Annotated in this window: 29 protein-coding genes, 1 tRNA gene and 1 pseudogene; 18 read left to right on the top strand and 13 right to left on the bottom strand. The window is 70.8% G+C overall.

Annotated elements, in window-relative coordinates; translation table 11 throughout:
- The first annotated feature begins 89 nt into the window (after positions 1-89).
- Positions 90-563, top strand: coding sequence for a DUF2231 domain-containing protein (locus AB0O15_RS04305; RefSeq protein ID WP_364313821.1), 474 nt, complete (start codon positions 90-92; stop codon positions 561-563).
- Between the two features lie 58 nt (positions 564-621).
- Here the strand turns inward: AB0O15_RS04305 and AB0O15_RS04300 are convergent, their stop codons facing one another.
- Positions 622-939: a translation initiation factor 2 gene (locus tag AB0O15_RS04300; RefSeq protein ID WP_364313819.1), complete on the bottom strand. Its 318-nt coding sequence runs from the start codon at positions 937-939 to the stop codon at positions 622-624.
- A gap of 64 nt (positions 940-1,003) precedes the next feature.
- Here AB0O15_RS04300 and AB0O15_RS04295 point away from each other — a divergent pair, with 64 nt between their 5' ends.
- Complete coding sequence (locus AB0O15_RS04295) at positions 1,004-1,183, top strand: hypothetical protein (protein ID WP_364313816.1); 180 nt, start codon at positions 1,004-1,006, stop codon at positions 1,181-1,183.
- On the opposite strand, the gene AB0O15_RS04290 is transcribed toward AB0O15_RS04295, so the two are convergent.
- Both AB0O15_RS04290 and AB0O15_RS04285 read right to left on the bottom strand, forming a co-directional pair.
- Positions 1,180-1,557, bottom strand: a complete 378-nt coding sequence (locus AB0O15_RS04290; RefSeq protein ID WP_364313814.1) for an FmdB family zinc ribbon protein — start codon at positions 1,555-1,557, stop codon at positions 1,180-1,182. The two genes, AB0O15_RS04295 and AB0O15_RS04290, sit on opposite strands and share 4 nt — an antisense overlap.
- A gap of 65 nt (positions 1,558-1,622) precedes the next feature.
- A complete protein-coding gene (locus AB0O15_RS04285; RefSeq protein ID WP_364313811.1) occupies positions 1,623-2,228 on the bottom strand; it encodes a 5-formyltetrahydrofolate cyclo-ligase in 606 nt (201 codons plus the stop codon).
- A 94-nt stretch (positions 2,229-2,322) separates the two neighbouring features.
- On the opposite strand from AB0O15_RS04285, the gene AB0O15_RS04280 reads away from it, so the two are divergent.
- From AB0O15_RS04280 to AB0O15_RS04255, 6 genes are all read left to right on the top strand, one after another.
- The gene (locus AB0O15_RS04280; RefSeq protein WP_364313809.1) at positions 2,323-4,317 is read left to right on the top strand and encodes a diguanylate cyclase; all 1,995 of its coding nucleotides are present in this window, start codon (positions 2,323-2,325) and stop codon (positions 4,315-4,317) included.
- Between the two features lie 51 nt (positions 4,318-4,368).
- Positions 4,369-5,292 carry a UTP--glucose-1-phosphate uridylyltransferase gene (locus AB0O15_RS04275; protein ID WP_364313807.1) on the top strand — a complete coding sequence of 308 codons (924 nt, stop codon included), beginning with the start codon at positions 4,369-4,371 and terminating at the stop codon, positions 5,290-5,292.
- Positions 5,289-6,599 (top strand): gephyrin-like molybdotransferase Glp, encoded by a 1,311-nt coding sequence (glp, locus tag AB0O15_RS04270; protein WP_364313805.1) that lies wholly within the window; start codon positions 5,289-5,291, stop codon positions 6,597-6,599. Before AB0O15_RS04275 ends, glp begins: the two co-directional genes overlap by 4 nt.
- Positions 6,600-7,238, top strand: coding sequence for a GNAT family protein (locus AB0O15_RS04265; RefSeq protein WP_364313803.1), 639 nt, complete (start codon positions 6,600-6,602; stop codon positions 7,236-7,238).
- A 102-nt stretch (positions 7,239-7,340) separates the two neighbouring features.
- The gene (locus AB0O15_RS04260) at positions 7,341-8,063 is read left to right on the top strand and encodes a hypothetical protein (protein WP_364313802.1); all 723 of its coding nucleotides are present in this window, start codon (positions 7,341-7,343) and stop codon (positions 8,061-8,063) included.
- 107 nt (positions 8,064-8,170) lie between these two features.
- Positions 8,171-8,244 (top strand) — tRNA-Ala (locus AB0O15_RS04255).
- A 148-nt stretch (positions 8,245-8,392) separates the two neighbouring features.
- Here the strand turns inward: AB0O15_RS04255 and AB0O15_RS04250 are convergent.
- From AB0O15_RS04250 to AB0O15_RS04240, 3 genes and pseudogenes are all read right to left on the bottom strand, one after another.
- A pseudogene (locus AB0O15_RS04250) lies at positions 8,393-8,739 on the bottom strand (site-specific integrase); the annotation flags it as partial.
- Between the two features lie 4 nt (positions 8,740-8,743).
- Positions 8,744-9,577 (bottom strand): PP2C family protein-serine/threonine phosphatase, encoded by an 834-nt coding sequence (locus AB0O15_RS04245; RefSeq protein ID WP_364313801.1) that lies wholly within the window; start codon positions 9,575-9,577, stop codon positions 8,744-8,746.
- A 169-nt stretch (positions 9,578-9,746) separates the two neighbouring features.
- Positions 9,747-10,460: a GAF and ANTAR domain-containing protein gene (locus AB0O15_RS04240; RefSeq protein WP_364313799.1), complete on the bottom strand. Its 714-nt coding sequence runs from the start codon at positions 10,458-10,460 to the stop codon at positions 9,747-9,749.
- Between the two features lie 590 nt (positions 10,461-11,050).
- Here AB0O15_RS04240 and AB0O15_RS04235 point away from each other — a divergent pair.
- Genes AB0O15_RS04235 through AB0O15_RS04225 form a run of 3 tightly spaced genes read left to right on the top strand, consistent with a single transcriptional unit; the run spans position 11,051 to position 12,393 of the window.
- Complete coding sequence (locus AB0O15_RS04235; protein WP_364313797.1) at positions 11,051-11,503, top strand: HD domain-containing protein; 453 nt, start codon at positions 11,051-11,053, stop codon at positions 11,501-11,503.
- Positions 11,494-11,799: a GNAT family N-acetyltransferase gene (locus AB0O15_RS04230; protein WP_364313794.1), complete on the top strand. Its 306-nt coding sequence runs from the start codon at positions 11,494-11,496 to the stop codon at positions 11,797-11,799. Before AB0O15_RS04235 ends, AB0O15_RS04230 begins: the two co-directional genes overlap by 10 nt.
- 30 nt (positions 11,800-11,829) lie before the next feature.
- Positions 11,830-12,393: a dienelactone hydrolase family protein gene (locus AB0O15_RS04225; RefSeq protein WP_364313792.1), complete on the top strand. Its 564-nt coding sequence runs from the start codon at positions 11,830-11,832 to the stop codon at positions 12,391-12,393.
- A gap of 7 nt (positions 12,394-12,400) precedes the next feature.
- Here AB0O15_RS04225 and AB0O15_RS04220 read toward each other — a convergent pair whose 3' ends face one another.
- The 3 genes from AB0O15_RS04220 to AB0O15_RS04210 form a co-directional block, all read right to left on the bottom strand.
- Entirely contained in the window at positions 12,401-13,216 is an 816-nt protein-coding gene (locus AB0O15_RS04220; RefSeq protein WP_364317031.1) for a PD-(D/E)XK nuclease family protein, read from the bottom strand.
- A gap of 69 nt (positions 13,217-13,285) precedes the next feature.
- Positions 13,286-13,903, bottom strand: coding sequence for a MarC family protein (locus AB0O15_RS04215; RefSeq protein ID WP_364313789.1), 618 nt, complete (start codon positions 13,901-13,903; stop codon positions 13,286-13,288).
- A gap of 4 nt (positions 13,904-13,907) precedes the next feature.
- The gene (locus AB0O15_RS04210) at positions 13,908-14,762 is read right to left on the bottom strand and encodes a PHP domain-containing protein (protein WP_364313786.1); all 855 of its coding nucleotides are present in this window, start codon (positions 14,760-14,762) and stop codon (positions 13,908-13,910) included.
- Between the two features lie 244 nt (positions 14,763-15,006).
- Here AB0O15_RS04210 and AB0O15_RS04205 point away from each other — a divergent pair, with 244 nt between their 5' ends.
- Genes AB0O15_RS04205 through AB0O15_RS04195 form a run of 3 tightly spaced genes read left to right on the top strand, consistent with a single transcriptional unit; the run spans position 15,007 to position 16,611 of the window.
- Positions 15,007-15,240, top strand: a complete 234-nt coding sequence (locus AB0O15_RS04205) for a helix-turn-helix transcriptional regulator (RefSeq protein WP_364313783.1) — start codon at positions 15,007-15,009, stop codon at positions 15,238-15,240.
- The gene (locus tag AB0O15_RS04200) at positions 15,240-15,548 is read left to right on the top strand and encodes a hypothetical protein (RefSeq protein WP_364313781.1); all 309 of its coding nucleotides are present in this window, start codon (positions 15,240-15,242) and stop codon (positions 15,546-15,548) included. Before AB0O15_RS04205 ends, AB0O15_RS04200 begins: the two co-directional genes overlap by 1 nt.
- Before the next feature lie 7 nt (positions 15,549-15,555).
- Positions 15,556-16,611 carry a helix-turn-helix transcriptional regulator gene (locus AB0O15_RS04195; protein WP_364313778.1) on the top strand — a complete coding sequence of 352 codons (1,056 nt, stop codon included), beginning with the start codon at positions 15,556-15,558 and terminating at the stop codon, positions 16,609-16,611.
- A 111-nt stretch (positions 16,612-16,722) separates the two neighbouring features.
- Here AB0O15_RS04195 and AB0O15_RS04190 read toward each other — a convergent pair whose 3' ends face one another.
- The 4 genes from AB0O15_RS04190 to AB0O15_RS04175 form a co-directional block, all read right to left on the bottom strand.
- On the bottom strand, positions 16,723-17,580 hold the full coding sequence (locus tag AB0O15_RS04190) for a PH domain-containing protein (RefSeq protein ID WP_364313776.1): 858 nt from the start codon (positions 17,578-17,580) through the stop codon (positions 16,723-16,725).
- Positions 17,581-17,589: 9 nt separating this feature from the next.
- The gene (locus AB0O15_RS04185; protein WP_189078560.1) at positions 17,590-17,748 is read right to left on the bottom strand and encodes a hypothetical protein; all 159 of its coding nucleotides are present in this window, start codon (positions 17,746-17,748) and stop codon (positions 17,590-17,592) included.
- Positions 17,749-17,865: 117 nt separating this feature from the next.
- A complete protein-coding gene (locus AB0O15_RS04180) occupies positions 17,866-18,537 on the bottom strand; it encodes a DUF6758 family protein (RefSeq protein ID WP_364313774.1) in 672 nt (223 codons plus the stop codon).
- Between the two features lie 70 nt (positions 18,538-18,607).
- Positions 18,608-19,258 carry an RNA methyltransferase gene (locus tag AB0O15_RS04175; RefSeq protein ID WP_364313771.1) on the bottom strand — a complete coding sequence of 217 codons (651 nt, stop codon included), beginning with the start codon at positions 19,256-19,258 and terminating at the stop codon, positions 18,608-18,610.
- A gap of 413 nt (positions 19,259-19,671) precedes the next feature.
- Between AB0O15_RS04175 and trxA the strand changes: the two genes are divergently transcribed.
- The 4 genes from trxA (at position 19,672) to AB0O15_RS04155 (ending at position 23,089) form a co-directional block, all read left to right on the top strand.
- Positions 19,672-20,034, top strand: a complete 363-nt coding sequence (gene trxA / locus AB0O15_RS04170; RefSeq protein WP_364313768.1) for a thioredoxin — start codon at positions 19,672-19,674, stop codon at positions 20,032-20,034.
- A gap of 119 nt (positions 20,035-20,153) precedes the next feature.
- The gene (locus tag AB0O15_RS04165; protein ID WP_364313766.1) at positions 20,154-22,067 is read left to right on the top strand and encodes an intein-containing Rv2578c family radical SAM protein; all 1,914 of its coding nucleotides are present in this window, start codon (positions 20,154-20,156) and stop codon (positions 22,065-22,067) included.
- Between the two features lie 53 nt (positions 22,068-22,120).
- Positions 22,121-22,528 (top strand): CoA-binding protein, encoded by a 408-nt coding sequence (locus AB0O15_RS04160; RefSeq protein WP_364313764.1) that lies wholly within the window; start codon positions 22,121-22,123, stop codon positions 22,526-22,528.
- 99 nt (positions 22,529-22,627) lie between these two features.
- Positions 22,628-23,089, top strand: coding sequence for a DUF4190 domain-containing protein (locus AB0O15_RS04155; RefSeq protein ID WP_364313761.1), 462 nt, complete (start codon positions 22,628-22,630; stop codon positions 23,087-23,089).
- Positions 23,090-23,164 lie beyond the last annotated feature (75 nt).

Genomic DNA, 23,164 nt, shown 5'->3' with positions numbered 1-23,164 from the left:
CGTCCGGTCAGAGGTACTCGCGAGCGCGGGGTGTCCGTGACTGTCGCTGTACCGAGGCTGTCAGCCCCGCCCGAATCGAGGAGGCGTCCGTGTTCGATCAGATAAATGGCCTGCCCGTGCACGCGCTGGTGATCCACGCCGTGGTCATCTTCGTACCCCTGCTGGCGCTCGGCGCGATCGTGTACGCCCTGTTCGCCCGGCTCCGCCCGCGCATCGGCTGGGCCGTCGGCCTGCTCGCCATCGTCGCCCCGATCTCCGCCCTGGTGGCCATGCTGTCCGGCAACGAGCTGCGCCAGCGGCTGCTCGACCAGGGGCTCAAGGGCCGCGGCGCCGAGATCATCGCCGACCACCAGGGCTTCGGCACGCTGACCTTCTGGTCCTCGCTGGCCCTGGGCGTCATCACGCTGGTCATGCTCGCGGTCACCCTGCGCCGGTCGGCGGCGCTGCCCGCGGCGGCCAACATCGGCCTGACCGTGGTGATGGTCGCGCTCGCCGCGGTGTCCGGTTACTACTGCTTCCGCACCGGCGACTCGGGCGCCACCGCGGTGTGGGGCCAGTACTGAGTCGTTGAGCAACGGCCCCGACCGGGAAGGTCGGGGCCGTTTCGCGTGGAAAGCGTGGTCAGAAAACCAGCCGGCCGCAGAGCAGGCACATCAGGATCAGCACGATCGCGCCGGCCACCAGGCCCACGCCGTACGTCACCGTGCGCGCCGACCCCTCCGCGTCGTCCAGCGCGTCGATGTCCTGAGCGGGCATCTCGCGTGGCGGCGGCGGGTGGGCCACGGTCGGCGGCCGCCACAACGGGTTGGGCGCCTCGGTGCGCGGCGGTCCGGCGTACGGCGGCTCAGCAGGCGTTCCGGGCTCGGCGGGACGGGCCGCATCGTAGGCCGCGTCCGGCCGACGCCAGTATTCGTCATCGCCACCGGTGGGGGTGCTCACGTTCACCGACGGTACAGCGGGCGGGGGACGACGACGGAGCCGACGCGGCCTTACCCTGAATGCCGTGGACATCCTGGATCAGCCCGAGCGTGATGCGGACGGCGAGCGCATCGTCGACTTCGAGGCGGAAGAAGCGCCGTTGCTCCCGGAACAGACCCGCGACGACACCGAGCGCGGCTGGGGCGAGACCGACCGGACGAACGACGACCGCCTCCTCGAGGACCGCCCGCCGCACTGGGGCTAGCTCGTCGAGGAGCTCGACGAGCTCGATGAACTCGATGAACTCGATGAACTCGATGAGGTCGACGACGTGGCCGCGGGCTTGCTGTCCGTCTTGGTGGTGCTGCCGGAGTCCGACGACTTGGTGTCCGACGACTTCGACTCGGACGACTTCGACTCGGACGACTTGGACTCGGACGGCGACTCGGCCGTGGTCGGGGCCTTGCGGGAGTCGTTCCGGTAGAACCCGGAGCCCTTGAAGACGACGCCCACCGAGTTGAACACCTTGCGCAGCCGGCCCTGGCAGGCCGGACACACGGTCAGTGGTTCGTCGGAGAACGACTGCACCATCTCGAGGTGCTCACCGCACTCGGTGCAGGCGTACTGATAGGTCGGCACTGGTCCTCCGGAGAGATCGGGCTGGCACTCGTGTTCCGTGAGTGCCAATGCTGCGTCATCGGAGTTTATTTCGTCCAGCCGGACGACTCGATAAGGCCTCCCGACGGTGTGATGACGGCGCCCACCCGCTGGTCGTGCGGCTCGGCCGGCACCGAGTCGAGCAGCTCGCCGTCGTGCAGCAGCGCGACCGTCCGGGCCGGCCGGGCGCGGCTCAGCGCCCGGTCGTAGGAGCCGCCGCCCCGGCCCATCCGGACGCCGTCCCGGGACACCGCCAGCGCCGGCACCACGATCACCGGGACCCGGGCGATCGCCTCGGGGCCGAGCCGCGGTCCGCCGGGTTCGAGCAGGCCCCGAGGGGTACGCCGGGCCGCGCCGTCGTACTCGGCCCAGTCCAGGTCGCCGTCCGGCAGCAGCACCGGCAGCAGCACCGTGCACACCTCGGCGAGCCGATCGGGCAGGTCGCGGCCGCCCGGCTCGCCGCCGACCGGCGCGTACGCCGCACAGACAGTCGGTTGCTGTGCACGTACCCATGTGATGGTCGAAGCCTGGACCGACGCGTCGGCCGACCGGCGAACCGCCTCGGACAATGATTGGCGCGCAGTAAGCAATCGATTGCGCAGCGCAACCTTCGCGGCTTTCAATCGTTCCGCGTCACGGGCGAAATCGGACATGCAACACCCCTTTCCAAAACCGACAAACGGTGCACACCATGTCAGCATCGCCCCACAACGCCCATCACGACCGGGCCTGCCCGATGGAGGACGCGTGACGCTACGTGGCCGGCTGACCAGCGCCTTCCTGGCCGTGGTGCTCGGCCCGGTGCTGCTCGGATCGTTCTTCGTCGGCGTCGCCGTGACCACCGTCAACGCCGACCGCGCCGAGGAGCGGCTCGATCACGCCGCGACCACCGTACGCACCGCGATCGGCGCCGTCTGCCGGCAGCTCCAGGCCACCGCCGACGCCGTGGCCGTGCTGTCCGCCGGCGACCGCGCCGCTGCCGCCCGCCAGCTCGTCAAACGGGGTCTGGCCAGCGAGATCACCGACCGGACGGACCCGCGCTGGCGGGACTGCGCCCGACCGGCCGGGGGCGTGGACGCGATCTCCGCCGCCAGCACCGCCGAGGACGGCACCCAGGTCGTCGCCGCCCAGCGCCTGGACGCCGGCTTCGTGGACCGGCTGGCCGCCTCCAGCGGCGCCGACGTGCTGCTGCGGGCCCACGACGGCGCCGGCGCGGCCACCGTGCGGGGCACCCAGGCGCGGGGTCCCGGCGCGAGCCCGACCGGCACGGTCCGCCGCGTGGCCGTCGGCCCCGGACAGCCGCTGCCGCTGGCCGTCAGCGTTCCCGAGGACGACCCGCGCGGCCTGTACGCGCTGATGACCATGGGCGTGCTCGCGGTCGCGGCCGGCGCCGTGCTGGTGGCCCGCTGGCTGGCCCGCTCGACCACCCGCCCACTGGCCGAGCTGGCCCGGGCCGCCGACCGGGTAGCCGGCGGCGAGCTGGACACCCGGGTGCCGCTGACCCGGGACGACGAGCTCGGCCGGCTGGCCGGCGCGTTCAACCGGATGACCCGCGAGCTCCAGGCGTACGTGCAGGCCCTGACCGCGAGCCGGGACCAGCTCCGCGGCCATCTGGCGATCCTCGGCGACACCCTCTCCAGCACCCACGACCTGCACCGGATACTCCAGGTGATCCTGCGGACCGCCCTCTCCGCGACCGGCGCCCGGGGCGGCGTGGTGCTGCTCATCGACCCCAAGGACGGCCGGCTGGTGGCCCGCTGCACCATCGGGCTGAGCGGCCGCTGGGCGGTCCCCGAGACCGAGCTGGCCGGGCTGCGGGTGCCGGTCGGGCGGGGTGTGCTGGGCGCGGTCGCGGCCACCGGGAAGCCCCGGCGCGGCGTCTGCGGGCTGGGCGGCGAGGCGCTGGACGAGCCGGCCTGCCGTACCTATGTCGCGGTTCCGATCTGCCCACCGCCCGACCCCGACGAATCGGACCTGACGCCCACCCCGCTCGGAGTCCTGGCCCTCTACGACCGGCTCGGCTCGGACGAGTTCGACGACAACGACCTGGCCACCCTGGGCACCTTCGCCGGGCAGGCCGGGGTGGCCGTGCACAACGTGCGGATGCACGAGGAGGCGCAGCGGCTCTCGCTCACCGACCCGCTCACCGGACTGTGGAACTACCGGTGCCTGCGGGACTCGCTGCGACGCGAGGTGGAGCGGGCGAACCGGTTCGGGCGGATGCTCACCGTGCTCGTGCTCGACCTCGATCACTTCAAGGAGGTGAACGACACATACGGCCACGCGGCCGGCGACGCGGTGCTCGGCGAGTTCGCCCGCCGGCTGCGGATCGGGCTGCGCGAGGTGGATGCCGCGTTCCGGCAGGGCGGCGAGGAATTCGTCGTGCTTCTGCCGGAGACCGACGCGTACGGCGGGATCATCGTCGCCGAGCGTTTGGGGGCGGCGATCCGGGATATACCCATACCGATCGACGCGAGAAGGGTCGACGCCGCCACCGGCCGAGCCGTCGACCGCATCCCGATCAGCGTGTCCATCGGCATCGCCGTCTATCCCGAACACGGCGCCGACGCCAAGCAGGTGCTGGAAGCGGCGGATGACGCGCTCTACGCCGCCAAGCACGCCGGACGTGACACGTATCGCTTGGCCGAGGTGGTTTCCGGCCGGGTACAGGATGGGCACTTCGGGCAAGCCGGCGCCTCTCCCGGCGGGCCGCAGCCTCCGCGTCAAGCTCGCGGCCGATAGTCTCGCGGCATGTCCGGGCACGATCCGAACGAAGGTGCGGTGACCTCTCTGATGACGACATCAGCCCCCGACGCGAACCGCCGGGCGGTCAAGGCCGTGATTCCCGCCGCCGGGCTCGCCACCCGGTTCCTGCCGGCCACCAAGGCCGTGCCCAAGGAACTGCTGCCGGTGGTGGACCGACCGGTCCTGCAGTACATCGTCGAGGAGGCGGCCGCGGCCGGCATCACCGACGTGCTGCTCGTCACCGGCCGGGGCAAGACGTCGATGGTCGACCACTTCGACCGCCGCCCCGACGTCGAGGCCCGGCTCGAGGAGAAGGGCGACCTGGAGCGCCTCGCCGAGGTCCGCCGCACCAGCGAGATCGCCGACATCTACACCTGCCGCCAGGGCGAGCCGCTCGGCCTCGGCCACGCCATCGGCACCGCCGCCTCACACGTGGGCGACCAGCCGTTCGCCGTACTGCTCGGCGACGAGTTCTGCGACGTGGACGAGCCGCTGCTCCCCGGCATGCTCGACCTGCAGGCCCGCACCGGCGGCATCGTGCTCGCGTTCATCGAGGTCGACCCGTCGGAGACCTCCCGCTACGGCATCGCCTCGGTCGAGCCCGCCGCGGCCGAACTCGGCGGAGGAGCTGACGTGGTCAAGGTGACCGGCCTGGTGGAGAAGCCCTCACCGGCCGAGGCGCCCAGCAACCTGGCCGTGCTCGGCCGCTACGTGCTGCCCCCGACGATCTTCGACGTCATCGACGACACCAAGCCCGGCAGCGGCGGCGAGATCCAGCTCACCGACGCGATGGCCACGCTGCTCGCGGCGGGCACCCCGGTGCACGGCGTCATCTACCGCGGTCACCGGTACGACACCGGCATGCCGCTCGGCTACCTCCAGGCCGTCGTCCAGCTCGCGGTCAAGCGCCCCGACCTCGGCGAGGAGTTCCGCCGCTGGCTGGGCGAGTTCGTGGGGAGCGGCAAGGGATGACCGCGACGGCCGATGCCGAGGCGGCCGCCAACGAGCTGATGCCTCTCGCGGAATACCTGGGCAGCGCGCTGCGCAGGCTCCGTGCGCTGCCCCCGCTCGACCTCGACCTCACCCAGGCGCACGGCAACGTCCTCTCCGGCGCCGTGCTCGCCCCGCACCCGTTCCCGGCCTTCGACCAGGCGGCCATCGACGGGTACGCGGCGCGCTGGGAAGACCTCGCGGCCGCCGGCCGCATCGGGTCGCACCCGTCCTTCGGCCGGCTCGAGGGCGGTCCACGCCCGGTGCGGCTCAATGTGGTCGGCGACCTCGGCGCGGCGAGCTGGCGACCGGTACGCCTGACGCCCGGCACCTGCTTCTCGGTGGCGGCGGGCTCGCCCCTGCCGATCGGCGCCGACGTCGTGGTGCCGGTGCACTGGACCGACCAGGGCATGGCCGCGGTGGAGATCCTGCACGCGCCCAAGCGCGGCTCCGGCGTCCGGCGGGCCGGCGACGAGATCCAGGTCGGGCAGGTGCTCGCCGCCGACGGGGCCTACGTCACGCCGGCCATGGTCGCCGTGTTCGCCGCCGCCGGCATCGGCCACGTGGTGGTCCGGCCCAGCCCGCGGGTCGTCGTGGTGGCGACCGGGGACGAGCTGGTCGACGTGGGCCGGCCCAGCCAGCCCGGCCAGGTGGTCGACGCCAACTCCCATGCGCTGACCGCGGCCGCCGTCGAGGCCGGCGCGCTGGCGTACCGGATCGGCATCTGCGACGACGACCCCGAGGGCCTGCGCGGCCTGCTGGAAGACCAGACGCTGCGCGCCGACCTGATCATCACCACCGGCGGCACCGGCACCGGGCCCGGCGACATGCTCCGCCGGGTGCTGTCCCGGCGCGACAACGGGCGGGGCGTCGTCGAGTTCACCAACGTCGCGCTCTGCCCCGGCACCGCGCTCGGCTTCGGCACGGTCGGCGGCGAAGAGGTGCCGGTGGTCTGCCTGCCCGGCGAGCCCGGCGCCGCGCTGATCGGCTTCGAGGTGCTCGCCCGCCCGGTCATCCAGCTTCTGGCCGGGGCCGAGCCGGTGTTCCGCCCCAGCGTGAAGGCCCATCTGCTGGAGACCGTGTCGTCGCCCGGCGGGCTGCGCGAGTTCCGGCCGGCCCACGTCGCGGAACGGCGCGGCGGCGGCCATACGGTGCAACCTCTCTCCGGAGGGCCGTACACTCTGTCCGGCCTTGCCGAAGCCAACGGTCTGCTGGTCCTCGGTGAGCGGGTCACCTCGGCCGCGGCCGGGTCGACCGTCGATGTGTTGTTGCTCGACCGGAGGCGATAGATGCTGGGGTCCGCGCCCGGCTGGCCGGCCGTCCTGGCGGACGGGGCGGTGACGCTGCGCCCGTACCGGCGCGGGGACGCCCGCGCGTGGTCAGAAGTGCGCATCGCCAACCAGAAATGGCTGGCCCCCTGGGAGTCGTCGCCACCCGGGCCGTGGGTCGAGATGAACTCCCCGCGCGCCTACCTCTACGTCTACCGCGACATGCGACGGGCCGCCCGGCGGGGCGAGAGCATGCCGTTCGCCGTCTGGTACCGCGACGACGACGGCGACCGCCTGGTCGGCCACCTCAACCTCGGCAACATCGTGCGGCGGGCGTTCAGTTCGGCCTACGCCGGCTACTGGGTCGACTCCCGGGTGGCCGGGCACGGCGTCATCCCGACCGCGCTGGCCCTGGCCGTCGACCACGCGTTCAACGTCGGCGGGCTGCACCGCATCGAGGTCAACATCCGCCCCGAGAACACGCCCAGCCGCCGCGTGGTCGAGAAACTCGGCTTCCGGGAAGAGGCCTACCACCCGCGCTACATGCACATCGACGGGCAATGGCGAGACCACCTCGGGTACGCGATGACGAGCGAAGAAGTCGCCGGCGAGGGCGGCCTCCTGGCCCGCTGGCGCCGCCTCCGTACCACGACAAAATGATCAACTCACTGTGACGCGCCCGGCGCGGCGTCGTTATTTCCGCAGGTCCCGGCCTTAATCTCGAAATGATTGAGATTTCACGAGGTTGACGGGAGGCGTGAGGTGCCCACCTCGGTGCTCCTCGCTGTCCTCGCCGCGGCCGGGCTGCTCGCACTCGCACCGGCACTCGTGCGCCGGTACGACGCCACCGAGCGCCTCGCCGCGGAGCGGGCGCTGTCGACGGCACGGGTGCTCTCCCGTGACCGCCGGCGCCGCACCGTGCCCGGACGCCGTCCGGTCGCCCTCCCCCGCCAGGTCAAGGCCACCGTCCCGGCGACCCCGACCCGCCCGCTGAAACTGGTCACCCGGCGCCCCGCCCGGGTCGTCCTGCCGCGCCGGCACACCCCCGCGGTGGTCCGCCGCCGCCGGGTCTTCGCCGCGCTGCTCCTGCTCAACGTGATCGAACTGGTCGGCGTGCTGGCCGTCGGCCCCGGCTTCTGGATCGGCTGCGCGGTGACCGGCTCCCTGCTCGGCTGGTACCTGGTGCACCTGCGCAACCGGGCCCTGGCCGACCGCCGGCGCCGCCGCATCGAGGCCCGCGAGGCGGCGTGGCTGGCCGCCCGGCAGGCCGAGGTGCGTCGCGAGCAGGCCCGGCGGGCGGCGGCCCGGCGCGAGGCGCAACGCCGGCTGGCGGCCCAGAAAGAGGCCGTCCGGCGTACGGCCATGGGCCTCGACGGCACCTCCGACCTGCCCGCGGTGGCCAGCGGCGGCTCGGTGTCCTACCGACCGGCGCGCGGCCTCCGCGGCCGCCCCTACGAGGCCGGCGGCCGCTCCTTCTCGGCGTGACCCGCGTCTTTCTCCGCGGCCCCGCCCGCGTGACCCGCCGTCGGGGGTATCCGGTTCGCGGCGGAACCGGGCGACCTGTTAGCCTTGCTGCGGCTCTTCGGGGCCATGGGGCTGTGGCGCAGACTGGTAGCGCACCTCGTTCGCATCGAGGGGGTCAGGGGTTCAAATCCCCTCAGCTCCACACATTTAAGGCTCTGACCAGCGAGAACGCCGGTCAGGGCCTTAAAGTTTGTCTATGCGATTTTGAATCACCCACACACAAATGTCTGCGGCGACCACGTTCGGCGGGGGTGGTCCTGTCCGCGCTGCGGGGTGTCAGGCGTTCGACGATCGACGTCCGCCCACCACACGACCAAGACCTCGCCGATGCGGACGCCGGTGGCGAGCATGAGGTCGACGACGTCGGCCAAGTCGCCGGTTTGCCGAGGTCCCGGCTTGCCCGGAGTGGGCTGCTGCCACTGGCGGATCGCCGAACGGACACCTTCGAGGTGTTCGGCTTCGAGCGGGCACACGGTTCGGCGGGGCTTGCGAAGGCGACCGGTCTCACGAACAGGGTTCGTCCCAGCGCGCCACGGCGCACCGCCAAGGCGAATATCAGCCCGAGGGCAACCTTCGCGTTCTTGGCCGCTGCCGGGCGGTCCTTCGCCATCTCGTGCAGGAACTTGTCGAGGCGTCCGGTGTCAGGGCAGCAGGCGTCCGACGGAGGTCGGGGACCATTCGGCGAGCAGCAAAGTGGCGTCGTCAGCGGCGGGGCCGTCGTGGTGGCCGGCGACGGCGTGCGCGAGCCGGCGCAAGGTTTCCGGGGCGGGCAGCCCGGCGGCGGCGTCGCGTTCGGCCTGGTCGATCAGCCGGTGGACGCCGAACTGTTCGCCGCTGGCGTCGCGGGCTTCGGTGACGCCGTCGGTGTAAAGCAACAGCCGGTCGCCGGGTTCCATGGTCTCCTCGCCGATCTGGACGGAGGCGTGGTCGAGGCCGAGCGGCATCCGCCTGCCGCCGGGCAGCTCCCGCACGACTCTTCCAGCGCGTAATAGCAGCGGGGCGGGGTGCCGTGCCCGGCGGACCTGGAACAAGAAGTCGCCCTTCGGGGCGGTCACCGTGACCAGGTGCCCGATCAGCCCGGCCATCGTCTCGCACCGCTGCCGGACGAGGTCATTGTCCTCGGCGATGCCGCCGGTGACAGTGAACTCGATGACGCCGAGGCGGTCGGTGCCGTTGACAATCGGTATCCACCACCCGCTGCTCTGGGCGGTGGGCATGCTCAGCACCAGGGTGAACACCCGTCCGGGAAGGGAACCTTCCAGGTCGATCGGCTCGGCTGCCGGCCGGCCGTCGGTCAGGACGGGTCGTAACGCCCGCTGCTCGTCGTCGACGAGGTAGATCGCGGCGTGAAGGCCCAGCGGTCTCAGCACAGCGGTGACCGCCGGGGCCAGGCCGTCGGCCTGGAACAAGTGCGAGCGGTCCAGCAGATCGGTGAACGCGGCAAGCCACAGGTGCTCGGCGGATGGGATGGTCATGACTAGGTCGGCTCCTGCCGCATGGGTCAAAATCACGCGTCAACTGGTGCGGGCCACGGCGCGTTCGAGGACCCGGGTACATCGTTGGCCGGGCACCGTCGGTAAGCCTGTGACCGCGAGTCCGATCCGGCTCTCCGCCAAGCTGTCGGCGGTTCGGAATTGTCTGGGCTCAGGGCTTCGGAGTGGTAGCGCGCTCCACCAGGGCGCCGGCGACGTCGCGGAGTTTGCGGTTGGTGTCCTGCGACAGCTTGGTCAGAATGGTGAAGGCCTCGTCGGCGCTGCACCGCCGGCCGCCCATGATGATGCCCTTGGCCTGCTCAATCACTGCGCGGCTGCGCATCGCGATCTCCATGTGCTGGGCTAGGGTCGTCTGGGCGTTGTAGAGGTAGGCGTTGGCCATGGCCACCGCGGCATAGCTCGCGAACGTCTGCGCGACGGCGAGGGCGTCCTCGTCGAAGGCGTCAGGCTTGGTGGCGTAGATGTTGAGTGCCCCGGTGACTGCCTCCTGCACGGGCAACCCGATCGACACGGAGCTGCAAGCTCCTGCTTCGTGCGCCCGGACGGTCCAATCCGGCCAGCGGCGCTCGGTGATCATGTCGGCGATGTGCTGGGTACTGGTGGAGACTGCTGCGTCGAGGCAGGGGCCGTGGCCGAGTTTGTACTGTGCCTCGTCGAGGGCCAGGGCGAGCTCACCGGTGAGGGCGGGAGTGTGTGCATCCTGGTTCTCGACCAGGGTGACGGACACCTCGCTGGCGCCGGGGATGGTGCGTTTGGCGAGGTCGGCGATCTTCGCGAAGACGCCGTCGAGGTCCGTTTCGCTGAGTTTGATCCGGCCGAGCAGCGCGAAGGCGTCCGCGGGTTCCATGTCCTGGGCATGCGCCATGAGGGTGTGTCCCTTGCGATGGGCACATCACCGCACCCCTGATGGGCGCGGGCGTGCGCGGATCCGCTGTAGGACACTCGTTGCCATGGGGCAAGGCCCTGGACCGCGCCGTCAGTTGGCGCTGGTTCGACCAACATTGTAAGGATGTCGATCCCAGGACACGAGCGTACCTCGGAGCGTCCCTCGGGCACGGTCAACAGGTCGTTCCCGTGGCGATCCGCTGGGCAGTACCCCTCGAACTGGGCGAGTTCGCCGTGTGCAACCTGCCGGTCGCGGTCATCCAAGATGGAGCGATGCTCCAACCCGATAGAGGGGCGGCGCAGGGTCTGCAGCCTTGCTGGCGTAGCGCGCCGCTGAGGTATCGCCGCCAACGCTGACGCAGACAACGTCGAACGGTCAGACCGGCCACCCGGACCGCCGTCAGCCCGGCACGCGCGACGCTGGCCAGGGTTGCGGTTCCTTGCGGGCCTGCCCCGGGTGAGGTGCTCGATACGCTCGCCTCCACAGCCGACCTGAGCCGAACCGAGCGCACCCAGCTCGCCGGTCTTCAGTACGTCGTACGCATCGCCGACCGGTAGGAAGGACTTCAGGTGCCAGAAGACGCCGAGGCAATCGCCGCCTTCGGATACGAACTCGGTCTGTTGAAGCGCGTCCGCCGCACCGGCTGGTGGCATGCCGGAGTTCGAGACCCGGAGTCAGTCGCCGAACACACCATGCGCACCGCCCAGCTTGCCGCCCTGATCGCGGCTGAGGAGGGGGCCGACCCAGCCCGGGCAGCGTTCCTTGCCCTGTGGCACGACACCCAGGAAACCCGCACCGGCGACCTGCCACACACCGCCACCGCGTACCTGAACAAGCCGGATCCGCGCCAGATCACCGCAGACCAGACCGAACGACTTCCGACTCGGCACGGAAGGACCTCCGAACCGAGACCAGCCGCCGAATCGCCGAAGCCGCAGAGGCCTTGTCTCCCCTGGCGTGGCGCGAACGGTGACGTCCGTCTTGGTCCGGGGACTCGTGGTTTCATGTCCGGGTGGATCTGACGGTTGTCGACGTGCCCGAGCGCGAGCGGTTCGAAGCCCGGGAGGCCGGCGGTGCGGTCGCCGGTGTGCTGACCTACCAGGTGACCGGCCCGATCATCGTCCTCACGCATACCGACGTCGGCGACCGGCCGGACGGCCGTGAGGTCGAGGACGCCCTGCTCCGGGCGGCCATGGAAGACGCGCGCGACAAGGAGCGGACGGTCGTGCCGATGAGCCCGGCGGTGACCGCGTGGCTCGACTCGCACCGGGAGTTCGAGAAAATCGTGGCCCGATCCACCAAGAAGATCCGGAAGTAGATCGTCCGGTACGCCCTCTAGGCTGCCCGGATGATCCTTCTGTTTCACCACGCCCAAGGCCTGACCGACGGCGTCCGCGCCTTCGCCGACGGGTTGCGCCAGGCCGGGCACACCGTGCACACGCCCGACCTCTACGACGGCAAGGTCTTCGCGACCCTGGACGAGGGCGTCGCGTACGCCCAGCAGGTCGGCATGGACGCCTTCATCGAGCGCGGGGCGGCCGCGGCCGAATCCCTGCCTGAGGCGCTGGTCTACATCGGCATCTCGCTCGGTGTCCCGGCGGCCCAGCGGCTGGCGCAGACCCGTCCCGGCGCCCGCGGCGCCGTCCTGCTCGAGGCGTGCATCCCGCCGACCGAGTTCGGCGAGGCCTGGCCGGCCGGCGTGCCCGTGCAGGTCCATGGCATGGACGCCGACCCCTTCTTCGCCGAGGAGGGCGACATCGACGCGGCGCGCGCCCTGGTCGAGCAGGCCGACCACGGTGAGCTGTTCGTCTACCCCGGCAACCGCCACCTCTTCACCGACCGCTCCCTGCCGTCCTACGACCCGGCGGCCGCGGCGCTCGTCACGGAGCGGGTGCTCGCCTTCCTCGCCTGACCCGGCGTCACGCCTCGACGGCCGTCCAGGGCTGCTTCTCGGGGGCGTTCATGCCGGCCGGGCAGGAGCGGCGGAAGTCGCACCACGAGCACAGCGAACCCGGCCGGACCGGGAACTCTTCGTCGGGGTCGGCGCCGGCGGCCACGGCCTTCTCGGCGGCGAGGATGTCACGGGCGGTGTCCTCGGCGCGGGACATGTGGCGGGCCAGGGACTCGGTGGTGTGGTCGTGGGCGGCCACCGAGCCGGTCGGCAGGTGGTGGAGCTCGACGCGGCGGCACGGGCGGCGGAACATGCGCTCGGCGGCGTACGCGTAGAGGGCCAGGGCTCGCGAGCCGCGGGCGTCGTCGGCGTCCATGCCCTGGCGGCCGGTCTTGTAGTCGACGATCACCGCCTCGGGCCCGTCGGCGCCGCGGCGGGAGTCGATGCGGTCGGCCCGGCCGTTGAAGGCGATCACGGCGGTCTTCGTGGCCACCACGCGCTCGACGCCCAGCGGTTCGTCGTCAGGATCGAGACCCGAGGTGTACGCCTCCAGCCACCCCAGCGCACGGCGGTAGACCGCCCGCTCCTGGTCGACGTCGCGGTAACCCTCGCGTACCCAGGTGGCCTTGAGAAGAGCGGGCAACGCACCCGCCTCGCGCCGGTCGACGGACAGCGCGTACCAGTTCTTCAACGCCGTGTGCACGCTCGCGCCGAGCGAGTTGTGTGCCCACGGCGGGCCCTTGATCGGGGCCGGCCGGTCGACATAGGAATAGCGGTAGCGCCGGGGGCAGTCTTCGAAAGCCCCCAGCTTGCTGGGCGTGCAGACGAAGAGACGCTCGGGCATGCCGGCGAAACCAAGCTGCTCTGAAACGACGGGCACGACCCAATCCTGCCAGCCGGGTACGACAGGTTCTCATCCACCGGAGGTGTAGAGCCGGACGAAGGCCGCGACGGCGTCGGCGATCAGCTGCACCGCGATCGCCGCCAGCAGCAGGCCGGCGATGCGGGTGAGCACCTCGATGCCGCCCGGCCGCAGCAGCCGCACGATCAGGCCGGAGAAGCGCAGCACCAGCCAGACCAGGAACATGACCAGGACGATCCCGAGGGCGATCACCAGGTAGTCGCCGGTGCCCTCGGCCCGGCGGACGAACAGCATCGTGGCGACGATCGCGCCGGGCCCGGCCAGCAGCGGCGTGCCCAGCGGGACCAGGGCCACGTTGGACGTGCCGACCTGGTCGTCGGGCTCGTCGGTCTTGCCGGTGAGCAGCTGCAACGCGACCAGCACGAGCAGCAGGCCACCCGCGCCCTGCAGGGCCGGCAGCTGGACGTGCAGGTAGTCGAGCAGCGTCTGCCCGGCCACCGCGAAGATCACGATCACGCCGAGCGCCAGCAGCACCGCCTGGGTGCCGGCCTTGATCCGCTGCTTGACCGGCAGCGCGCCGGTGAGGGCGAGGAAGACCGGCACCATGCCCGGCGGGTCGACGATCACGAGCAGGGTGACGAACACCTCACCCAGAAGTTTCAGATTCACGCGCTCACTCCAGGACGGGAACGCCGGTCGCGGCGGACATGATCTTCTCGTACGCCTCCGGGGAGGTCTGGAACGCACCCAGCTGAACGGTCTTGTGCGTGCCGTGGAAGTCTGACGAACCGGTCACCACCAGCCCGAGCCGATCGGCCAGCGCTCGCATCTCGGCCCGTTCGGCCGGCGAGTGGTCCTCGTGGTCGGCCTCCACCCCGAACAATCCGGCCTCGGCCAGTTCCTCGACCAGGCTGTCCGGCACCACCGGACCCCGCCTGGTCGCCCGCGGATGCGCGAACACCGGCACCCCACCGGCCGCCCGCACCGCCCGCACACCCTCGAAAACATCAAGATCCGATTTGGGTACGAAGTAACGACCGCCCAGCCACCCGGACTGGAAGGCCTCCGTCGTGGTGGCCACCAGACCGGCCCTGATCAGGGCCTGAGCGATGTGCGGGCGGCCCACCGACCCGCCCGCGGCATAGTCGTGCACCTCGGCCCAGGAGATCGGCACGCCGTCCGCCCGGAGCAGGTCGACGATCTGCTCGGCGCGTTGTTCCCGGTCGTCGCGCAGCCGGGCCAGGTCGGCGGCGAACCGCGGCTCGGCCGGGTCGAAGAGGTAGGCGAGCAGGTGCAGCGCGATCGGCCAGCGTGGGCCACCACGCCAACGGCAGGACAGCTCGGCCCCGCGTACCAGGGTCAGACCCTCGGGCCGCGCCTCGGCCGCCTCGGCCCAGCCACCGGTGGTGTCGTGATCGGTGATCGCCATCACGTCCAGACCCGCCGCGGCGCCGGCCCGCACCAGCTCGGCCGGCGTGAGCGTGCCGTCGCTGGCGGTCGAGTGGCAATGCAGGTCGATTCTGGTCACCCGAAGACGTTACAACCGGCCGGGTCCGACATCCCCCGTTTGAATGTCGGAACCGGCCGCGGCACCCACCTTGCTGACCGCGCCGCGACCGGTCAACGTCCACCGGCTCCGGCCCGGCAAAGTTGCGGGATACGGAAACGCGCGGGTGCGGGATACCGCAGTCGCCGGCCGCATCCATCGACGAGCAAACCGGTTTGTGGTTGCATTCGCGCCACCGCCACCTGTTCACTGTTGGAGCTTCACCGTGCCGAAGATCACCCTGACCGGACGCGAGCGCGAGTTGATCGCGCTGCTCGCCGAGGGCCACACCGATGTGAGCGCGGCGGAGCAGCTGAGAATCAGCCCCCGGTCGGTTACGAATATCCTTCGTAACCTGATGGACCGCCTCGGCGTGGAGAACCGGTTCCAGCTCGGTCTGGCGCTGGGGTTCCTGCGCAAGGCACAGGTTCCACCCCCGACCCTGGAGAAGGACGTCTGATGGCCCGCCGCGTACCCAAGCCCCTTGTTCCGCTCCTGGTCGTCGTCTCGGCGATCGGGTTCGCCACGGCGGCCGCCCTGCCCAGTTCCGCGGGTCCGATCATCACGCCGGGCCAGGACGGCAGCGCGACCACCGCGCCCGCTCCGGCGCCCGCCCCGACGACTCCGGCCGCGACCACCCCGCCGGCCCCGGCTCCGACCACCCCACCGACCGCGCCGACGCCGCCGGGGCCGAAGGACGGTCCCTCGCCGGGTCCGAAGGACTGCGCGGGCTGCGCCCAGCCGAGCCAGGGCCCGTCCCAGGACTGACCCGGCCATGACGCTCACCACGACCGTCCCGGTCGGCGCCCTCATCCCGTCGCTGGCCCGGTGGGGGCTGAGCAGCGACGCCGACCTGGTGTTCCGCACGCTCGCCACGTTCGGCCGGCACGACGCCCGCACGCTGGCCACCGATCTCGGCCTGACCCGGCATCGGGTCGAGAGCGCGCTCGCCGAGCTGCACGAGTGCGGCGCGGTGGTGATCGAGGCGGGCTCCGGGCGGCAGGTGACCTGGGTCAACCGGCCGCCCGACGAGGTGGTGAACCGGCTGCGGCGGCGGCTGCTGAACCCGGCCGACCCGCGTCGCGCCGCCCGCCGCCACCAGGCGGTCGTCAACATGATCAACGAGCGGCTGGCCGGCGTCGGCCTCCCGCTCGATCCCGCGATCGCCGGTCCGGTCGGTGACCAGGTGCGTTACCTGCCCACCCGGGCCCTCGCCCGGCAGCGGATCGCCCAGGCCTGGAACCGCGAGCGCCACGAACACCTCGTGATCAACAACGAGGAGGTGGAGACGGCCGACGTCAGCCGGGTGCAGCCGATCACCGAGGAGCTGTTCAACGGCACGATCTCCTACCGCATCCTCGGCCAGCCGCCCAGCGACGGCGACACCGTGTCGGTCGAGCGAGAACAGAAGCTTCCCGGGTACGCGTTCCGCGAGACGCCGGACACACCGCTGAAGCTGTTCATCTGCGACCGGCAGACCGCGTTCCTGCCCGCCGACCCGGCCAACCTGGAGCGTGGCTACCTCGAGATCACCCACCGCGGGGTGATCGGCCTGCTCGTGGAGCTCTTCGAGGCACGGTGGACGGCCGCGGTCGACCCCGACGCGTACGGGGTGCCGATGATCCTGCTGTCCACCCGGGAGCGCGCCCTGGTCGACCTGCTGGCGGCCGGGCACACCGACGTGACCGCGGCCGAGGAGCTGCGGATCAGCGCCCGCTCGGTGACCAACGCGCTGCGCGCGCTGATGGACCGGCTGGGTGTGGACAACCGCTTCCAGCTCGGGCTGGCGCTGGGCGCGATGGACGTCGCCGCCCCGCCGTCTCTGCGCTGAGCCTTGGGCGTTGCTGCCCGCCGTCTCTGCGCTGAGCCTTGGGCGTTGCTGCCCGCCGTCTCTGCGCTGAGCCTTGGGCGTCGCTGCCCGCCTTCCCTGCGCTGAGCCGGGTCAGGCGTCGTCGCCCTCGCTGTCCTTTCCGAGGCGCGCCTCGACCGCCTGCGGCTCGTACATCTCCTCGACCACGCGCAGGTAGAGCTCGTTGGGGTTGGGCAGGTGCTTGACCTCGCGGAGCGCCTGGTCCTGGCCCGCCGACTCGAGCACGAACGTGCCGTAGTTGAGCATCCGGCCGAGCGCGCTCTGCTCGTACTTCATGTCGGTGACCCGCAGCAGCGGCATCATGGCGACCTTCCGGGTGATGATCCCGTTGACCACCATGACCCGCTTGTTGGTCAGGATGAAGCGGTCGAAATACCAGTCGAAGACCTTCCAGGCCACCCAGCCGATCACCGCGAGCCAGATCAGCACGGCCGCGGTCACCAGCCCGTCGATGTTCTGTTTGGTCAGGAAGCCGGCCAGGTATCCGAGCAGGAGGGTGGCGCCGGCGCCGATGCCGAGCGGTCCGGAGAGGTGGATCCAGTGCCGCTTCCACTCGCCGCGGTAACGCTCGGTCGGGAACAGGTATCGGCTGACCAGAGTGGTCGGTTCGTCCTCGAGCGGGAGCACCCGCCGGGAACCGCCGCCACCACCACCGCCGCCTCCGCCACCACCGCCGCCGAGGCCCTCGAGCTCTTCCTCGGTGATGACCGGCCGCTGGTACTCGTATTCCGCGGTGTCGTCGTCCATGGCATAGCCGGCGTCGGGGTTGAAGCCCGCGTCGGGGTTGAAGCCGGGACCGTCCCCCCGGCCGGAACGGCGGGGGTAGTCGGGGTCGTCGAACGCCGGATCGTTGTATCCGAACGTCGCGTCGTCCTCCTGAGGGCGGCGCGCGCCCTCATCACGTGGTTCGCGCGGCTCACCAGGACCCATAGGGCGATGTTATGCGACGAGGTTCGTGAAGAACGTTCCAAAACCCTGCGCGATGTCCCCGATCGTGCTACCCAGGGATGAGAACACCTGAGCGGCGGAGTTCGGGTTGAACGCGATGAAGAAGATCAGGAAAGCGATGCCAAGCCAGGTGAGAACCTTCTTGATCATGGCGGGCCTTCTCCTCCGTGGCGGGTGACGGCTCATCCCGCAGTGTACTGACGGTATCAGCAACGCTGCTGTGTGTGAACGTTGTCCCAGAAAGATCCACTCGACCCTAATGGTCTACTAGGAACCGATCAGGTACGGGGACGGCGCTCCATACACGAGTTCGGGCGGAATCCCGTCGTTCAAGTCGTGCAGGACGACATGCTCGGCCAGGAAGTAGCCCGCGCTCGCGGGCCACGCTACCGCATAGAGCCAGATCCCCTTCGCCTCCGACACGTACGCCGATCGATCTTCCGGACTTTTCACCGACCACAGCGGGATGCGGTGACCGCCGGCCTTGATCTTCGCGTGTGGACCGCCATGTCCACTCATGTCACTGAGGCATTCGGTGATCAGGTAACCCGGGTCGATGCCCGGGATACCGCCGAAGCGGTTGCCCAGACCGACACCGGGTTGCTCGGCGATGAGCACCACGTCGGCGGGTCCGCCGCCGAGCGGGTCGGGTCCGCTGCACGCGAGCGCCGTCGCTCGTACGCCCAGCCGGTCGTCGCCGGCCCAGCCGACACCGGTGACCATCCAGCCCGGGGGAAGCGGCCAGGGGCACCAGAGTGGCATGTGGTCGACGGTGGGCCGAGGCTGCCGCAGAACGCTCTCCACGATCTCCGGGCCGATGTGCTTGGCGACCCGGAACGGAGGAACCTCCCCGCAGCCGTCACAGCGCCACTCGCTGTGCATCAGGTCCGGCGGCCGGACCTGTGCTGCACATCGGGGGCAACTGACCGTGACACCCACCCCCTAACCGTGGATCCCGGCCGCTCCCCCGTCAAGCGGATCGGGCATTCCCACCTGCCCTCATGGCTGTTCACTCATTTCCCGCGGGCAGCGGTCCGGCGTGTGCGGTGATCCAGGCGTGCATGGCGATGCCGCTGGCCACGCCTGCGTTGATCGAGCGCGTCGAGCCGTACTGGGCGATCGAGAAGAGCTGGGCGCACGCCGCCCGCGCCGGCTCGGAGAGGCCGGGACCCTCCTGGCCGAAGAGGAGTACGCAGCGGCGCGGCAGGGTGACCGTCTCGAGCGGCCGCGACCCGGGCAGGTTGTCGATCCCGACCACCGGCAGCCGCTCGCCCTCGGCCCAGGCCACGAAGTCGTCGATGGCCGGATGGTGCCGGACGTGCTGATAGCGATCGGTGACCATGGCGCCGCGGCGGTTCCACCGGCGGAGGCCGACGATGTGCACCTCACGGGCGAGGAACGCGTTGGCGTTGCGGACGACCGTGCCGATGTTGAAATCGTGCTGCCAATTCTCGATCGCGACGTGGAAATCGTGCCGGCGGGTGTCGAGATCGGCGACCACGGCCTCGCGGGTCCAGTACCGATAGCGATCCACGACGTTGCGGCGATCGCCGTGCGCGAGAAGCTCGGGGTCGTATTGTTTGCCGGTGGGCCACTCGCCGGGCCACGGGCCGACACCGATCTCGACCTCGTCGGGTTCAACAGCCGGGGGCTCAGTCACCGGGCTCACGCTAAACAACCTGCGGACGCAATGAGCGGCGGGGCCCTCCCCGGCACCCGCCGCCCACGCTCTGTTGGATTTACAGTGTGCCTCACCCTGCGTATCGATGTGAAGAGTTTTATAAAGTGACCCAGGTCACATTAAACTTTGTTTTCAGTTGAATACGGCATTCACGGCACCGGCTGCGATCTGCGACAGCGTGTATCTGCCAGATATCTTGCCCGGTCGCAAACTGCCAGCTAGCAGGTCGATTTGCCGGAAGCGGTTCCATCACTTTCCGTCATAATGCCCTGGTGAGCGCGGTAACTCGAAAGGTGCCGTAGCACACGTGTCGGCCACTCGGTGTCCGGGAATTGTCTACGGTGACGAGGGGTTTCACGTCAGGTAAGCCATTTCCCGTGGACGGAGAGATCATGGCCACCGTTGCGTTGACCGCAGAGAACTTCGACGAGGTCACCAAGAAGGACGGGATCGTCCTGGTCGACTTCTGGGCCAGCTGGTGCGGGCCGTGTGTGCGCTTCGCCCCCACCTACGAGCGGTCCTCGGAGAAGCACACCGAGATCACCTTCGGCAAGGTCGACACCGAGGCCGAGCAGCTGCTGGCGGCCAAGTTCGACATCCGCTCGATCCCGACCATCATGGCCATCCGCGACGGCGTGCTCGTCTTCTCACAGCCGGGCGCGCTGCCGGAATCGGCCCTCGAGTCGCTGATCGAGCAGGTTGAGAAGCTCGACATGGAGGACGTGAAGAAGCAGCTGGCCTCGCAGGCCGGCTGAGCACCTCGCACGGCTTCACCACAGGCGCCGCGGCCCCTCCGGGACCGCGGCGCTTCTCCTTGTCCACACCCGGGTGAAGCGGGTGGACAGGTGATCGAACATGTGTTCGAATCTTCGGCATGCGATGGTCCCACCTGTCGGCCGAAGCCGACTCCTCGCTCCTCGACAGGGCGGCGCCGGCGGCACCACCCCTGCCGCTGGCGCTGCCCGGCGCCACCGTGCGCACGTTCGACACGCCCGCGTTCCGGGGCATGACGTTCTACGAGGTGCGGGCGAAATCGGTGATCAACCGGGTGCCCGGCGCCTCCCGGGTGCCGTTCGAGTGGACGATCAACCCCTATCGCGGTTGCTCGCATGCGTGCTCGTACTGCCTGGCCGGCGACACCCCGGTGCTGATGGCCGACGGCAGCACGCGCCCGATCGCCGACCTGCGCCCCGGTGACGCCGTGCTCGGCACCATGGGCGCCGGCCCACACCGGCGTTACGTGCCGACCACCGTGCTCGACCACTGGAGCACCAGCAAGCCGGCCTGGCGCGTGACGCTGGCCGACGGCACCCGCATCGTCTCCGGCGGCGAACACCGGTTCCTCACCGACCGCGGCTGGCGACACGTCTCGCCGGTCCGGGCCGAGTGCCCGGCGCTGGCGGTGGGCGACCGGCTGCCCGGCGTCGGCCGGTTCGCCGACCCACCCAAGGAGACCCCCGACTACCAGGCCGGCTTCCTGTGCGGGCTGATCCGGGGCGACGGCGGCCGGGCGCGCGAGGGTGACGCCTGGGTCCGGGCCGACGGCTACCTCGACGAGATGCCGCTGCATGACGCGCTGCGCTGGCCCGAGGCGCCGGGCGACGACTGGCACCGGGGCTTCCTGGCCGGCGCCTACGGCTCGACCGGCCGCACCGACCGCCTGGCCGTGGTCTTCACCAGCCACGACGCCATGTTCCTGCGCCACGTGACCGACGCGCTGACCCATCTCGGGCTGGCCAGCCGCCGACCGGCCGCCCGCCCGCCTGGCGCCGCGACCGTCGAGACGCCCCGCGACCTGTGGGCGGCGCTGCGGTTCCGCCACATGACCGGGGTGACCGGCGCGCGGCTCGACGCCTCCGGGGTGGGCGTGCGCAGCGACACCCAGCTGACCGTGGTCGACATCGAGCCGCTCGGGCTGACCCTGCCGCTGTTCGACATCACCACCGGCACAGGCGACTTCGTGGCCGACGGGACGGTGAGTCACAACTGCTTCGCCCGCAACACCCACCGCTACCTCGACCTCGACGCCGGCCATGACTTCGACACCCAGATCGTGGTCAAGGTCAACGCGGGCGAGGTGGTGCGCCGCGAGCTGGGCGCGCCGCGCTGGTCCGGGGCCCACATCGCGATGGGCACCAACGTCGACGTCTATCAGCGGGCCGAGGGCCGCTACCGGTTGATGCCGCCGATCCTCGAGGCGCTGCGCGACTTCGCCAACCCGTTCTCCATCCTGACCAAGGGCACGCTGATCCTGCGCGACCTCGAGCTGCTCAAGCAGGCGGCCGAGGTGACCCGGGTCGGTATCTCGTTCTCGATCGGGTTCCTCGACGAAGAGGTCTGGCGGTCGGTCGAGGCCGGCACCCCCAGCCCGCGCCGCCGGCTCGACGCCGTTCGCACGCTGACCAACGCGGGGTTCGCGGTCGGCGTGCTGATGGCGCCGATCTTGCCCGGGCTCACCGACACCGACGAGTCGATCGAGGCGACGGTGGCGGCGATCGCCGCGGCCGGGGCGAGCAGCGTGACGCCCCTGCCGCTCCATCTGCGGCCCGGCGCCAAGGAGTGGTATGCCGCCTGGCTGCGGAGCAACCATCCTGAGCTGGCCCCGCACTACCGCCGGCTCTACGGTCGCGGGTCCTACCTGCCCCAGCCGTTCCAGGACGAGATCACGGCACGGGTGCGGATGGCGGCGCGGCGACACGGGTTGCACCGGTCCGGGCCGAGCGAGGCACGGTCGCTGCCGATCGAGCCGGCCGAGGCCGACGAGCCCACCCAGCTCACGCTCCTGTGACGTTGTGACGTTCCGCTCACCGGGGGGATGCGCGGCGTCGCTAGAGTCGAGGCATGCGTACTGCCGAGCAGATCCTGCGGGACGCCGAGGTCATCGCGGTGGTCGGGGCCTCGCGCGAGTCGTGGAAGCCGTCCCATTCGGTGCCGTTGCAGATGATGCGGCACGGGTGGCGGATCATCCCGGTCAACCCGTTCGCCGACGAGGTCTTCGGGGTGCCGACCGTGCCCACGCTGGCCGACATCGGGGAACCGGTCGATCTGGTCGACATCTTCCGGCCGGCGGCCGATGCCGTCGAGATCGTGCGTCAGGCCGTTGCGATAAAGGCGCCGGCGGTCTGGCTGCAATCCGGGATCGTGTCGGCCGAGGCGCGGAAGATCGCCACCGAGGCCGGTCTGGACTACGTCGAGGACCGTTGCGTGGCCGTCGAAAGGGCCGTCGCCGGTCTCAGCCGGCTGCACTGATCTGTCCCAAGAGCGTCACAGCTGCGGAACACACCTCGAACGGGGTGTCCCGCCACCACCCCGGACCAGTACGGTGCCCGGTGAACGAGGAGGACCGACATGACTTATCCGCCGCCAGGCGGCTCGCCCGACCCTTATCAGCCGCAGCAGCCTTACGGGCAGTACGAGCAGCCGTCGTACTCGCAACAAGACCCGTATTCGTCGCCGCCTTCGAGCGGTGCGCCGTCCAGCGGCCAGCCCTACCCGCCGCCGGCGTACGGGCAGCAACAGCAGGGGTACGGGCAGCCGGGTTACCCGCCGCCGTATGGCGGCCCGCAGGTGGCGACCACGAACACGCTGGCGATCCTGGCCCTCGTGTTCGCGTTCGTCTTCGCGCCGGCCGCGATCGTCCTGGGCCACCTCGCGAAGAAGCAGATCCGGGAGACCGGCGAGCAGGGCGATGGCCTGGCCACCGCCGGCCTCTGGCTCGGCTACATCTTCACCGGGCTCTCGGTGATCGGGTGTGGCATCTACGTCATCGCGATCGTCGGGCTGGCCAGCAGCAGCTCCGGCAGCTTCTGATCGGTCACCGCGCCGGTCCGGGGCTCACCCGGCCGGCGCGGCGCCCGCTCTCAGCGGGAACTCCGCCTCGCGGAC

Source organism: Actinoplanes sp. NPDC089786, assembly GCF_040684855.1.
Classification (GTDB): Bacteria; Actinomycetota; Actinomycetes; order Mycobacteriales; family Micromonosporaceae; genus Actinoplanes.
Note: the sequence above shows the minus strand (reverse complement) of the source record. Positions and strands in the feature narration are given on the sequence as shown.